The 12,898-nt window shown below is 67.0% G+C and carries 9 protein-coding genes, 1 tRNA gene and 1 pseudogene; 7 read left to right on the forward strand and 4 right to left on the reverse strand.

Annotation, left to right across the window (positions count from 1 at the left end; all coding sequences use genetic code 11):
* Positions 1-16 precede the first annotated feature (16 nt).
* Positions 17-874, reverse strand: a pseudogene (locus ACX9OT_RS13475) (class I SAM-dependent methyltransferase).
* A gap of 169 nt (positions 875-1,043) precedes the next feature.
* Here ACX9OT_RS13475 and ACX9OT_RS13480 point away from each other — a divergent pair.
* The 4 genes from ACX9OT_RS13480 to ACX9OT_RS13495 all read left to right on the forward strand — a co-directional run bounded on the left by ACX9OT_RS13480 (position 1,044) and on the right by ACX9OT_RS13495 (position 5,515).
* A complete protein-coding gene (locus ACX9OT_RS13480) occupies positions 1,044-2,000 on the forward strand; it encodes an aldo/keto reductase (protein WP_277778841.1) in 957 nt (318 codons plus the stop codon).
* Positions 2,001-2,682: 682 nt separating this feature from the next.
* Positions 2,683-2,756, forward strand: a tRNA-Lys gene (locus ACX9OT_RS13485).
* A gap of 357 nt (positions 2,757-3,113) precedes the next feature.
* Positions 3,114-4,238 (forward strand): slipin family protein, encoded by a 1,125-nt coding sequence (locus ACX9OT_RS13490; RefSeq protein ID WP_277778840.1) that lies wholly within the window; start codon positions 3,114-3,116, stop codon positions 4,236-4,238.
* Between the two features lie 56 nt (positions 4,239-4,294).
* The gene (locus ACX9OT_RS13495; RefSeq protein ID WP_049460613.1) at positions 4,295-5,515 is read left to right on the forward strand and encodes an RtcB family protein; all 1,221 of its coding nucleotides are present in this window, start codon (positions 4,295-4,297) and stop codon (positions 5,513-5,515) included.
* A gap of 164 nt (positions 5,516-5,679) precedes the next feature.
* Here the strand turns inward: ACX9OT_RS13495 and ACX9OT_RS13500 are convergent, their stop codons facing one another.
* Both ACX9OT_RS13500 and ACX9OT_RS13505 read right to left on the reverse strand, forming a co-directional pair.
* Positions 5,680-6,585: an NAD(P)/FAD-dependent oxidoreductase gene (locus ACX9OT_RS13500; RefSeq protein ID WP_049398662.1), complete on the reverse strand. Its 906-nt coding sequence runs from the start codon at positions 6,583-6,585 to the stop codon at positions 5,680-5,682.
* Complete coding sequence (locus ACX9OT_RS13505; protein ID WP_032129154.1) at positions 6,575-7,030, reverse strand: Rrf2 family transcriptional regulator; 456 nt, start codon at positions 7,028-7,030, stop codon at positions 6,575-6,577. The genes ACX9OT_RS13500 and ACX9OT_RS13505 overlap by 11 nt, the downstream gene beginning before the upstream one ends.
* A 183-nt stretch (positions 7,031-7,213) precedes the next feature.
* Here ACX9OT_RS13505 and ACX9OT_RS13510 point away from each other — a divergent pair, with 183 nt between their 5' ends.
* Positions 7,214-9,334: a methyl-accepting chemotaxis protein gene (locus ACX9OT_RS13510; protein ID WP_277778839.1), complete on the forward strand. Its 2,121-nt coding sequence runs from the start codon at positions 7,214-7,216 to the stop codon at positions 9,332-9,334.
* Between the two features lie 329 nt (positions 9,335-9,663).
* Here ACX9OT_RS13510 and ACX9OT_RS13515 read toward each other — a convergent pair whose 3' ends face one another.
* Positions 9,664-10,566: a LysR substrate-binding domain-containing protein gene (locus ACX9OT_RS13515; protein ID WP_277778838.1), complete on the reverse strand. Its 903-nt coding sequence runs from the start codon at positions 10,564-10,566 to the stop codon at positions 9,664-9,666.
* Positions 10,567-10,673: 107 nt separating this feature from the next.
* On the opposite strand from ACX9OT_RS13515, the gene ACX9OT_RS13520 reads away from it, so the two are divergent.
* On the forward strand, positions 10,674-11,888 hold the full coding sequence (locus tag ACX9OT_RS13520) for an MFS transporter (RefSeq protein WP_049424175.1): 1,215 nt from the start codon (positions 10,674-10,676) through the stop codon (positions 11,886-11,888).
* A gap of 88 nt (positions 11,889-11,976) precedes the next feature.
* Positions 11,977-12,786 (forward strand): 2,5-didehydrogluconate reductase DkgB, encoded by an 810-nt coding sequence (gene dkgB, locus ACX9OT_RS13525; protein ID WP_071228575.1) that lies wholly within the window; start codon positions 11,977-11,979, stop codon positions 12,784-12,786.
* Positions 12,787-12,898 lie beyond the last annotated feature (112 nt).

Here is a 12,898-nt window from a genome sequence, read left to right on the forward strand (position 1 = left end):
CTGACCGGCACCCCTCTTACGGCTTGATGAAGCGTAGGGTCATGCGGTCGCTTTCGCCGATCGCCTGGTACTTCGCATCATCGGCCTTGTCGTGCTGGTTGGTCGGCGGCAGCGTCCACACGCCGTTCGGGTGGTCCTTGGTATCGCGCGGGTTGGCATTGACCTCGCTGCGCGCGTCCAACTTGAAGCCGGCGGCTTAGGCCATCGCAATCACCTGCTGCTGGCCGACATAGCCGGTGTCATCGTCGTCGGCCACGTCGGCCTTGGCGCGATGCTCGACCACGCCCAGCACGCCGCCCGGCTTGAGCACGTTGAAGAAGCCCTGGAACATGCCCTGCGCCTGGCCGGCCTTGCGCCAGTTGTGCACGTTGCGGAAGGTCAGCACCACGTCGGCTGAACTGGCCGGGCCGAACACCGGCTTGGCCGGATCGTAGGCGACCACGGCGGTCTTGCCGAACTGTGCCGGCGCACCGGCGTACTTCTTTTCCAGGCTGTCGCGGCTGCGCTGCTGGTAGTCACGGCCGCGGCCCTCGGGCACCGCCATCGGGTCGACCACGGCGGCAACATAGTGGCCCTTGTCCTGCAGCAGCGGCGCCAGGATTTCCGAGTACCAGCCGTTGCCGGGGGTGATCTCGATGACGGTCTTTTCCGGCGTCACCTTGAAGAACGACAGCGTCTGCGCCGGATGACGGAAGCCATCGCGCTTGACGTTGTTGGCATCACGGGTCGACGCCTTCACCGCCGCATCGATGGTCGGTGACACCTGGATCTTCGCCGGTGCCACCGTGGCCGGTGCGGCGAACGCGGGAACAGCGGCAAGCAGGGCCGAAGCAAGCAGCAGGCGGCAACCACGCAGGGACGAAGCAGGCATCATCGGAGCGACTCCAGCGGAAGATGCGGCGAGACTAGCAGCCGCGGCGTCCCAGGTGTTCACAAAACGTTAGCTGCGTGCGTATCGCGGAACACTGTTTTGTGGTCACCGCCGCAGCACGGTCACACAACGCGTTTTATTCTGGAGCACTTCCCCCAAGGAGTCCGTGCCCATGACGGCAACCCGCGAACTGGGCCGTTCCGGCCTGCATGTACGTCCGCTCGCCTTCGGTGGCAACGTGTTCGGCTGGAGCGCCGATGAGAAGGCCAGCTTCGCCCTGCTCGATGCCTTCGTCGACGCCGGCTTCAACCTGGTCGACACCGCCGATGTGTATTCGGCCTGGGTGCCGGGCAATGCCGGTGGCGAATCGGAAACGCTGATCGGCAAGTGGTTTGCCCGCAGCGGCAAGCGCGACAAGGTGGTGCTGGCGACCAAGGTGGCCAAGTGGGCCGAGCGCCCCGGCCTGACCCCGGACAACATCAACGCCGCGGTGGAAGATTCGCTGCGCCGCCTGCAGACCGACGTGATCGATCTGTACCAGGCCCACGAGGATGACGAGTCAACGCCGCTGGAAGCGACCCTGGCCGCATTCGGCCGGCTGATCGAAGCCGGCAAGGTGCGCGCGATCGGTGCCTCCAACTACAGCGCCACGCGCCTGGCCGATGCGCTGAAGGTATCCACCGACTACAAACTGCCACGCTACGAAACCCTGCAGCCGGAGTACAACTTGTATGACCGTGCCGGCTACGAAAAGGAACTGGAACCGCTGGTGCAGCGCGAACAGATCGGCGTGATCGGCTACTACGCGCTGGCCAGTGGCTTCCTCAGCGGCAAATACCGCACGCCGGCCGATGCGGCCAAGAGCCCGGCGCGTGGCGAGAACGTGGTGAAGCGCTATCTGAATCCGCGTGGCCTGCGCATCCTGCAGGCACTGGATGACGTGGCCAGCAAGCACAACGCCAGTGCCGCGCAGATCGGACTGGCATGGCAGATCGCACGGCCGTCGATCACCGCGCCGATCGTCAGCGCCACCAGCGTCGAGCAGCTGCACGATCTGTTGGCCGCAGCCAACGTGTCGCTGAGCGTGCAGGATGTCGCGCAGCTGGATGCCGCCAGCACTGAAGCTTGAGACCCGGTAGTGCCGGCCGCTGGCCGGCATTGCACAGTCCGGTAGTGCCGGCCGCTGGCCGGCATCGCACAATGCCGAAGAAAATAATTGAACAAAATGGTTGCGCGCGAGTAAATCGTGGTTTATCGTGCGCACCTCGTTTCAACAACCACTGGAAACTTCCCTTGAACGCGCATTCCGTCGCCATCGCCAAACTGCTGCCATGCCTGCGCATGGACGTGCTGGCGCGCGTGTTCGGCAAGGAAGTCCAGCTGACAACGGCCTGATACCCGCCCTGCGGAGATCGGCCACCCCGATCTCCGAGGCTTGACGACGCCCTCGGAACGCAAGTCCCGGGGGCGTTTTCGTTTGCGTCGGCACAAGGACCCGCGATGCCAGAACTGCACCCCGCGCGGCAACCCGCCGCTCACTGACACAGGTTTTTTCCGCTCCGCCGAAGGATTTACTTCGCGCGAGTGGCGACGCCTGGACATTATCTGCATCGCATCAAAACATTATCGCTCGCGATAATGTCGATGGCCTGCACCCTCGATTCTCCAACGGTCCCGTTTCCACCACGGGCTGGTGCGCGCGGCGTTGCCGTGGCGTATGCCGGAGGTCTCGAACATGCCATCGCCTGGATCGCCTGCTGGAAGCAGGCGCCGGTTCGCCGGTACGCGGTTCGATTCCGCGCGGTCCCCAACTGGATAGCTCAGCTTGGTCAGAGCAACGGATCCTTAATCCGTCTGTCGTGGGTTCGATTCCCACTCCAAACCACATGACCTGTCACGTCATGACTTGAAGCAACACCCGGGGCGCAAGCCCCAGCGGCCATCGTCGCCGTCCACGGACAACGCCTTCGGGCAGGAACGTGGAAGGCAACGGACCGCACGCCGGGCCCCGGCCCGCCGCCACTGCCAGCCACGTTCCGCACCGGTGCTGCCTGCCGGGAACGACGACGGCAGCAGTGCCGGTGCACCGAAGGCTCCGCGCGTGGACCGTCCGCCGATGGCCGCCCTCTTCCGCTGCCTGCACGTCGTGTGCAGGCGGCCTCGCCACGACCTGATCGGCCCGGGTCATGGCGATTCATCCGCAACGGGTCGAACCACCAGAGCCATACAAGGAGAGACTCCCATGTTCTGGACCATCAAGGTCGTGATCGGCGACGGCGAGCGCGGCCTGGTGTATCGCAACCGTCGTTTCCAGCAGATCCTGCTGCCGGGCGTGCACCGCCTGTCGCCGTTCGGCGGCCGCCCGCACGTGGACATCCACACCGCATCGAAGGGCGCGGCCTATACCAGCAGCGACCAGGACAGCCTGATCGAAGCGCTGGGCACCGAGCTGGACACGCACTTCGTGCTGGCCAACGTCGGCGCCAGCGAGGTCGGTCTGTTGCTGCGCAACGGCCGCATCGATGAAGTGCTGCCGCCGGGCAGCCGCCGTCTGTACTGGCGGGGTTCGGTCGACACCCAGGTGCGCGTGATGGCGCTGGGTGACGAGCCGCGCATTCCGGCGGACGTGCAGCAGCGCCTGGGCCAGTTGGGCGTGCTGCCGCGTGTGGCAGTGATCAGCACCGTGCCGAGCGAGTCGGTCGGCCTGCTGTTCATCGATGGCACGCTGCGACAGACGCTGGACGCCGGCCTGCACGCGTTCTGGAACTTCAATGGCAACGTATCGGTGGAGCGTGTGGAGCTGCGTGCACGTTCGCTGGACGTGTCCGGCCAGGAACTGCTCAGCCGCGACAAGGTGACCCTGCGGGTGAACCTGGCCGCGACCGTGCAGGTGGTCGACCCGGTGCGTGCACACCGTACGCTCAGCAATGCCGACGAGTTCGTCTACCGGCAGCTGCAGTTCGGCCTGCGCCAGGCGATTGCCGCGCGCAGCCTGGACGAGCTGCTGGGCGACAAGGCGGCACTGGACGGCGAGATCGCCGCGCATGTGCAGGCGGCGATCGAGGGCCACGGCGTGCGCTTGCTCGGCGTGGGCATCAAGGACGTGATCCTGCCGGGTGAGATGAAGGAGATCCTCAACGGTGTGGTGCTGGCCGAGAAGCAGGCCCAGGCCAGCGTGATCCGCCGTCGCGAGGAGGCCAACGCCACGCGTTCGCAGCTCAACACCGCAAAGCTGATCGAGGACAACCCGGTGCTGATGCGCTTGAAGGAGCTGGAGGCACTGGAGAAGGTCACCGAGAAGATCGACAAGCTCACCGTGTTCGGCGGCCTGGATGGCGTGCTGAAGCAGCTGGTGACGATCAGGTAGGGGGTCGCGGCGGCGCAGGGACGCGCCGCCGGCCCATCAAGGACAAACACGAAGACATGGACACTCAACACAACTATCAATGGCTGCACGCCGAAGGCACCACGCCGATCAAGGGCTGGGTCAACGGTGTGCCACTGGAAGCGCAGGCGCATGAGCAGCTGCGCAACATCGCCGCGATCCCGTTCGTCGGGCCGTGGGTGGCCGTGATGCCGGACGTGCACCTGGGCAAGGGCGCGACCGTGGGCTCGGTGATCCCGACCCGCGGTGCGATCATCCCGGCGGCGGTCGGCGTCGACATCGGCTGCGGCATGGCCGCCGTGCGCACCACGCTGCGTGCCAACGACCTGCCCGATGACCTGCGGCAGCTGCGCAACAGCATCGAGCGCAGCATCCCGGTCGGCAACGGACGCGGCGGCGAGCACCACCGCATGCCCGACAGCATCCACACGCGGCTGGTGCAGTCCGGGCTGGCCGCCGGTCTGGAGAACATCAAGGACAAGCACCGCAGGATCCGCACCGACAAGCTGGACCGCCAGCTGGGTACGCTGGGCGGCGGCAACCACTTCATCGAACTGTGCCTGGACGAGACGGACACGGTGTGGGTGATGCTGCACAGCGGATCGCGCGGCACCGGCAACCTGATCGGCACCTACTTCATCGAGAAGGCGCGCGAGGAACTGGCCCGGCGCGTGCTCGGCTTCCATCTGCCGGACAAGGACCTGGCGTTCTTCATGGAGGGCGAGCCGCTGTTCGATGACTACGTCGAGGCGGTGTCGTGGGCGCAGGACTATGCCCGGCAGAACCGCGAGGCAATGATGTCGCGGGTGCTGGCCGAGATGCGCCACCGGCTGCCGAAGTTCCAGCTGGCAACGATGGCGGTGAACTGCCATCACAACTACGTGCAGAAGGAGACGCACCACGGCCAGGAACTGCTGGTGACGCGCAAGGGCGCGGTCAGCGCGCGCGAGGGCGAGCTGGGCATCATTCCCGGCAGCATGGGCACGCGCAGCTACATCGTGCGTGGCAAGGGCAACGCGGACAGCTTCCACAGCTGTAGCCACGGTGCCGGCCGGGTAATGAGCCGTGGCGCTGCGCGGCAGCAGATCACGCTGGCCCAGCACCGCGAGGCCACCGCGCATGTGGAATGCCGCAAGGACAGCGGCGTGCTGGACGAGTCACCGGCCGCGTACAAGTCGATCGACGACGTGATGGCGGCGCAGCTCGACCTGGTCGACGTGGTGCACACGCTGCGGCAGGTGCTGTGCGTGAAGGGATGATGGAACGGTGCCGGCCTCGGCCGGCACCTGCTCGACGGGCACGGGCGAATGGATGCCCGGGATCCGTAGCGTCGAGCTTGCTCGACTGCTCTTCCACGCCATGCGTGGATGAAACGGCGCCGACCAAGGTCGGCATCTACCAGAGCAGCACGTCGCGTCGGGGGTCAGCGCGGCACGCTGTCCTCGGCCACCAGCGCATGATGCACGCCGATCCCCGCACGCACGCCCTCGGCGGTGGCCAGGGTGATATTGCCGACCGTGGTCGCATCGCCAGCGGCGTACACGTTCGGCACCGAGGTCTGCTTCATCATGTCGACCTCGATCAGCACCCCCAGCGGGCTCTCGACCAATGTGCACCCCAGCTGCTGCACCAGCGGCGTGGCCATCGCCTGGGTGGCCGGCACGAACAACGCCCGCTGTGCGATACGGCGGCCATCGGCCAGCTCCACTTCCAGCCAGGTCGGCTGGTCGCCCTGCACACCCAGCACGGGTGACGTCTCGATGTGCACGCCACGCTGCTGCATGGCGGCGCGTTCCTCATCGGTGATCTCCAGACCCATGCTGAAGAACGTGACATTGCCCCAGTCGGCGAACAGCGGCGCCTTGCTGGCGGACATCGGATGGCCGCCGAGCAGGCCGATGGCACCACCACCGACTTCATAGCCGTGGCAGTAGGGGCAGTGCAGCACGGTGCTGCCCCAGCGCTCGGCCAGTCCGGGCAGTTCCGGCAGCTGGTCGGCGATGCCGCTGGCCAGCAGCAGCTTGCGCGCGGCCAGCACCTGGCCATCGGCGGTACGCACTTCCACGCCTTCGGCGGTGGTGCGGGCGTGCTCCACTTCGGCATGCACCCAACGCACCGTGGGGTAGTCCAGCAGCTGCTGACGCGCGGTCTTCAGCAGCTCGGCGCCACTGATGCCATCCAGCCCCAGCACCCCGTGCGAATGACTGGCGAAGCGATTGCGCGGTGAACCGGCATCGATGACGGTGACCGGGCGACGGGCACGGGCCAGGATCAGGCCGGCGGCAATGCCGGCGTAGCTGCCGCCGACGATGAGCACATCAGGATTCATGGTGACCTTCCAGGGAACGGTGATGGGCAAGATGGCGGGCGAAGTCGGCGCCGAGCTGGTCCAGCGTGGTCGCCTGCAGGCGCTGCTCAAGCAACCGCTGCGCCTCGCGCGCGCCTTCGAGCAGGGCGCTGTTGACCAGCTGCTGGATCGGGCAGCCACCGCCGGAATCGCGAGCGCCGACCTGGACCAGCGGCGGTGCTCCCACCGCCAGATAGATGTCATGCAGGGTGATCGCCGCGGCATCGCGTGCCAGCTGACTGCCGCCGCCGTGACCACGGGTGCTGCGCACCAGGCCGGCCTTGTGCAGCTGTGCCAGCAGACGACGGATCACCACCGGATGGGTCGGCAGGCAGGACGCCAGCTGTTCGGACGTGCGCGGGGCGGCATGGCCGACCAGGTGCGCCATCACGTGCAGGGCGTCGGAGAGTGGGTTCGCGGATTTCATGTAACAACATTAGTTACATTTAATTCCTCTGTCGAGGGTCTGCTTTCGTTCCATATGGACACATCTGTCCTATGAAACATCTCCTTCACATCACTAAACGAAACGCGAATGTGATCAACATCCCACTTCAGGGCGTGCGCAGCGGGTCGATACCGCAGTGCCCCTTCCCGAGAGTTCTTCCCCATGAATGCGTCTGTCCGTGCTCCGCGCCTGCAGTCCAAGCTGCTCGGCGCGGTTTCTGTTGGTCTGGCGGTGGTCCTGCTGTGCGCTCTGGCCGGCCTGGCCTCCGCCTGGTTGAAGTTGTCCACCGAGGTTCCACCCGAAGTCGCGCACAGCCGCGATGCCGAACGCCTGCAGCGCGAGTTCCGCGGCCAGGTGCAGGAATGGAAGAACGTGCTGCTGCGCGGCCACGACGACGCGTTGCGCCAACGCCACCTGGACGCCTTCGACAGCGAGGGTCGTCTGGTCGAGCAGCTGGCCAAGGGCCTGGTCAGCAGCCCGGATGCACGCACGCGCGAACTGGCGCAGGCCTTCATCGGCCTGCATGCGCAGCTGCAGCAGGACTATCACGCGGCGCTGCAGGCGTTCGCCGAGGCCAGCTACGATCCCGCCGCCGGCGACAACCTCGTGCGCGGCAAGGACCGCCCGGTGGCAACCGCGCTGGATGCGTTGAGTACGCACGCCACGCAGGTGGCCGAAGCGGCGGTAGCGGCCCGTTCGCAGCAGGCGCGGCAGACGCTGCTGCTGTGCGCGGCGCTGACCGTGCTGGCCGCCGTGCTGCTGCTGATGGGCCTGGGCTGGTGGCTGCGGCGTGCGGTGGTGCAGCCGGTGCTGGCGGTGGAAGCCGCTGCGCGTGCAGTGGCCGCCGGTGATCTGCAGCATGTTGTGCAGGTGCGCAGCCGCGATGAGATCGGTCGGCTCGCGCAGGCCATGCAGGCGGTGCAGTCCACACTGCGCGGCGTGCTCGATGCGCAGGCCACGATGGCACAGGCGCATGAAGCCGGCACCATCAGCCACCGCATGGATGCCAGTGCCTTCCCCGGCGCATTCGGCACGATGGTGGCCGACAGCAACGCGCTGGTCGATGCGCACATCCAGGTGAAGCTGCGCGCGATTGCGATCATGGGCCGTTACGCCATCGGTGACCTCAGCCAGGACATGGAACGCCTGCCCGGCGAGAAGGCAGTGATCACCGACGCACTGGATACCGCCAAGGTCAATCTCGGCATGATCAATGGCGAGATCCGCCGCCTGGCCGAAGCCGCCGCCAGGGGTGACTTCGGCCAGCGTGGCGACAGCGCGCGCTTCGAGCATGACTTCCGCGCGATGGTCGACGGCTTGAACCGATTGATGCAGACGACCGAACTGAACCTCGGCGAGGTCTCCAGCATGCTGCGCGCGATTGCCGATGGCCGCCTCGGCGCGCGCATGCATGGCGATTTCCAGGGCGTGTTCGCGCGCATCGCCGGCGATGCCAACACCACCGCCGCGCAGCTGGCGACCATCGTCACCGACATCAAGCACGCCTCCGGCAACATCCACACTGCGGCTGCAGAGATCGCCGCCGGCAACAATGATCTGTCGCGCCGTACCGAGCAGCAGGCGGCCAATCTGGAAGAAACCGCCGCGTCGATGGAAGAACTGACCTCCACCGTGCGCCAGAACGCCGAGCATGCACGCCAGGCCAACCAGCTGGCGATCGGCGCGCACACGGTCGCCTCGCAGGGCGGCAGCGTGGTCGGCCAGGTGGTGGCGACGATGGGTGCGATCGAGACCTCGTCACGGCAGATCGCCGAGATCATCAGCGTGATCGATGGCATCGCATTCCAGACCAACATCCTGGCGCTGAACGCGGCAGTGGAAGCCGCGCGGGCCGGCGAACAGGGCCGCGGCTTCGCGGTGGTCGCCAGTGAAGTGCGCACGCTGGCGCAGCGCTCGGCGGCGGCCGCGAAGGAGATCAAGGCGTTGATCGAAGCCTCGGTTGAGCAGGTCGGCCACGGCGCGCAGCGCGTGCGCGAGGCCGGTGACACCATGGCCGAGATCGTGGCATCGGTGCAGCGCGTGACCGACATCATGGCCGAGATTTCGGCGGCCTCGCAGGAGCAGAGCGCGGGTATCGAGCAGGTCAGCCAGACCGTGATCCAGATGGATGGCACCACCCAGCAGAACGCCGCGCTGGTGGAGGAAGCCAGTGCCGCCGCACGCAGCCTGGAACAACAGGCGAACCGGTTGATCGATGCGGTGGATGTGTTCGATCTGTCGACCACGGCGGCAGCGAAGGACGCGTTGGCGCGTGCGGCCTGAGTGATCCGGTTGCCGGCCAGCGGGCGGTACCACCCGTGCGATGTGCCGGCCGCTGGCCGGCAGCGTCCGCCCCAGCATGGGTAGCGCCCGACCGTTGGTCGGGCGACGGCAGGATCAGTGCGGACCAACGGTCCGCACCCACCAGAGCAGCCGCGCCCACCGGCGCGTGCGGTAGTGCCGGCCGCTGGCCGGCAGCGTCCGCCGCCACATGGGTAGCGCCCGACCGTTGGTCGGGCGACGACAGAATCAGTGCGGACCAACGGTCCGCACCCACCAGAGCGGCCGCGCCCACCGGCGCATGCGGTAGTGCCGGCCGCTGGCCGGCAACCTCAGCGCACGTAGTCGCTCTGCGCCATCGCGTCGGCCAGGTAATCCACGAACGAGCTGATCCGCGACGATACGGCGGTGTTGCGGTAGTACACCGCATGGATCGGCTGGTACACATCCAGCGTCTGCGCCGCCAGCACCTGCACCAGGGTGCCGGCGCTGCGGTCGCGATCGGTGACGAAGTCAGACAGGCAGGTGATGCCCACACCTTCCACCGCCAGCCGGCGCAGCGTCTCGCCACTGGACACGGCGATATCCGGCCGCACCAGCAGCAGCCCATCCGACTCTCCGGGCAGCGGCCAGCGGTTCAGCGATTCCGGCTCGTTGAAGCTGACCAGCGTGTGCTGGCCCAGTGCGGCGACGCTGGCCGGTTCGCCGTGCCTGGCCAGGTAGGCCGGGCTGGCCACCAGCCGCAGCTGGCAGCGGCCCAGCAGCCGCGCATGCAGGGTGGAGTCGGCCAGCGGGCCGATCCGGATCGCCAGATCGGTGCGCCGTTCGAGCAGGTCGATGTAGCGGTCGGAGCTGTTCAGTTCCAGCTGCACTTCCGGGTAACGCGCGCGATAGCCGGCCACCAGCGGCGCGATCACGTGCAGCACGAACGGCATCGCCGCATCCACGCGCAGGCGCCCCGCCGGGCGTTCGCGGCGCGCCGCCATCTGTTCCTCGGCCGATTCCACCGCATCGATGATCGCGCGCGCATGGCGCAGGAACGCCTCGCCCTCGGCAGTCAGGTGCAGGCGGCGGGTGGTGCGGGTCAGCAGGGTGATCCCCAGCTTGTCCTCCAGCCGCCCCAGCGCGCGGCTCACGCCCGAGGGCGTCTGCCCCAGCTGCTCGGCGGCAGCACTGATCGAACCGCTGTCGATCACCGAAAGGAACGCCTGCATTTCATCGAGAGTGGTCTTCATGCCCCTATTATTGACTGCACGGCAATAGTGATTGGCGTGAAGACCGGTTTTTCAGCAAAGGTCGGCGGCGCAGACTGCGCAGCCTCTTCCTCCTGCTGGACCCTGTCATGATCCGTGGCATTCCCCTCGCCCTGCTGGCGTTGACCCTCGGTGCCTTTGCCATCGGCACCACCGAATTCGTCATCGTCGGCCTGATCCCGACCATCGCCGGCGACCTGCAGGTCAGCCTGCCCTCGGCCGGCCTGCTGGTCTCGCTGTACGCGCTGGGTGTGGCCATCGGTGCGCCGGTGCTGACTGCGCTGACCGGACGCGTACCGCGCAAGCAACTGCTGGTGGCGCTGATGGTGTTGTTCACGCTCGGCAATGTCGTCGCCTGGATGGCACCCGGGTATACCTCGCTGATCATCGCCCGCATCCTCACCGGCCTGGCGCACGGCGTGTTCTTCTCGATCGGCGCGATCATCGCCACCGCCGTGGTGCCGAAGGAGAAGGCGGCCAGCGCGATCGCCATCATGTTCACCGGCCTGACCGTGGCGCTGGTGACCGGCGTGCCGCTGGGCACCTTCATCGGCCAGCATCTGGGCTGGCGCGCGACCTTCCTGGCGGTGGCCGGCCTCGGCGTGGTCGCCCTGATCGGCGCGCTGCTGTTCGTACCGCGCAACCTGCCGCAGAGTGCGCCGGCCAGCCTCCGCCAGCAGCTGGCAGTGCTCGGCCAGCCACGCCTGCTGCTGGTCTATGCGATGACCGCGCTGGGCTACGGTGGCACCTTCCTGGCCTTCACCTACCTGGCGCCGATCCTGCAGGACGTCACCGGCCTTCCGGCCAACGCCGTGAGCCTGGTGCTGCTGGTGTACGGCGTGTCGGTGGCGATCGGCAACCTGTGGGGCGGGCGCATGGCCGACCGCTTGGGCCCGGTGCCCGCGCTGAAGCGCATCTTCGGACTGCTGGCATTGGTGCTGTTCGTGCTCACGTTCACTGCCTACAACACCTGGTTGATGCTGCTGACGGTGCTGGCGCTGGGTGCGGTGGCATTCGGCAACGTGCCCGGCCTGCAGGTCTACGTGGTCAAGCAGGCGCAGCGCTATGCACCGCAGGCCACCGACGTGGCATCGGGCCTGAACATTGCCGCGTTCAACGTCGGCATCGCCATGGGCGCCTCGCTGGGCGGTCTGGTGGTGGAGCACATCGGCCTGATGCATACGCCCTGGCTGGGCGCGCTGGTGGTCGTACTGGCCTACGCGCTGACCGTGCTCAGTGGCCGCCTCGACCGCCGTGATGGCGTCGACCACCGCGCCGACGGCATTGCCGCCACCGCGCATTGATCCATGCAATGCACCGTTGCCGGCATGCATACGGTGCCTGTCCTACCCTCTTCCTTCTGCTACTCCCTTCCCCCCGTTGGAGCTTCCCATGACTGTCCCCGCTTTTGGTCTCGGCACCTTCCGCCTCAAAGACCAGACCGTGATCGACTCGGTGCGCAACGCACTGGAGGTCGGCTACCGCGCCATCGATACCGCGCAGATCTACGGCAACGAAGCCGAGGTCGGCCAGGCCATCGCCGAGTCGGGCGTGCCGCGTGATGATCTGTACCTGACCACCAAGGTGTGGATCACCGAGTTCAAGCGCGATGCGCTGCTGGCCAGCCTGCGCATCAGCCTGGAGAAGCTGCGCACCGACCGCGTCGACCTGGCGCTGATCCACTGGCCGTCACCGAATGACAAGGTCGATGTGCCGATGGAGGAATACCTGCCGGCACTGGCCGAAGCCAAGGCGCAGGGGCTGACCCGCGAGATCGGCATCTCCAATTTCACCATCGCGCAGACCCGCAAGGCGATCGAGATCCTCGGCGCCGAAGCCATCGCCACCAACCAGATCGAGATCCACCCGTACCTGCAGAACCGCCTGCTGGTGAAGTTCCTGCAGGACAACGGCATCCACATCACCGCCTACATGAGCCTGGCTTATGGCGAAGTGCTGAAGGACCCGGTGATCCAGGCCATTGCCGGCCGTCACCAGGCTACGCCGGCGCAGGTTGCGCTGGCGTGGGCGCTGCAGCAGGGCTTCTCGGTCATTCCGTCGTCGACCAAGCGCGAAAACCTGGCAGCCAACCTGGAAGCAGCGGCCGTACGCCTGACCGACGAAGACATGGCGCAGATCGCCAAGCTGGATCGCGGCCATCGCCTCGCGAATCCGGAAGGGATTGCCCCGGCCTGGGATTGAGGCATTGTTGTAGAGCCGAGCCCACGCTCGGCTCCGGGCCGTCTGCAGCCGAGCATGGCTCGGCTCTACAGGTAGATGCCGACCTTGGTCGGCACTGGCCTCTGGTCAGTCG

It is taken from the genome of Stenotrophomonas genospecies 3, assembly GCF_054473855.1.

Excerpts from the sequence above, each read along its gene's own strand:
- ACX9OT_RS13500 (WP_049398662.1), bottom strand. The coding sequence starts at position 6,585 with ATGAATCCTGATGTGCTCATCGTCGGCGGCAGCTACGCCGGCATTGCC.
- dkgB (WP_071228575.1), top strand. The coding sequence starts at position 11,977 with ATGACTGTCCCCGCTTTTGGTCTCGGCACCTTCCGCCTCAAAGACCAG.
- ACX9OT_RS13510 (WP_277778839.1), top strand. The coding sequence starts at position 7,214 with ATGAATGCGTCTGTCCGTGCTCCGCGCCTGCAGTCCAAGCTGCTCGGC.
- ACX9OT_RS13480 (WP_277778841.1), top strand. The coding sequence starts at position 1,044 with ATGACGGCAACCCGCGAACTGGGCCGTTCCGGCCTGCATGTACGTCCG.
- ACX9OT_RS13515 (WP_277778838.1), bottom strand. The coding sequence starts at position 10,566 with ATGAAGACCACTCTCGATGAAATGCAGGCGTTCCTTTCGGTGATCGAC.
- ACX9OT_RS13490 (WP_277778840.1), top strand. The coding sequence starts at position 3,114 with ATGTTCTGGACCATCAAGGTCGTGATCGGCGACGGCGAGCGCGGCCTG.
- ACX9OT_RS13495 (WP_049460613.1), top strand. The coding sequence starts at position 4,295 with ATGGACACTCAACACAACTATCAATGGCTGCACGCCGAAGGCACCACG.
- ACX9OT_RS13505 (WP_032129154.1), bottom strand. The coding sequence starts at position 7,030 with ATGAAATCCGCGAACCCACTCTCCGACGCCCTGCACGTGATGGCGCAC.
- ACX9OT_RS13520 (WP_049424175.1), top strand. The coding sequence starts at position 10,674 with ATGATCCGTGGCATTCCCCTCGCCCTGCTGGCGTTGACCCTCGGTGCC.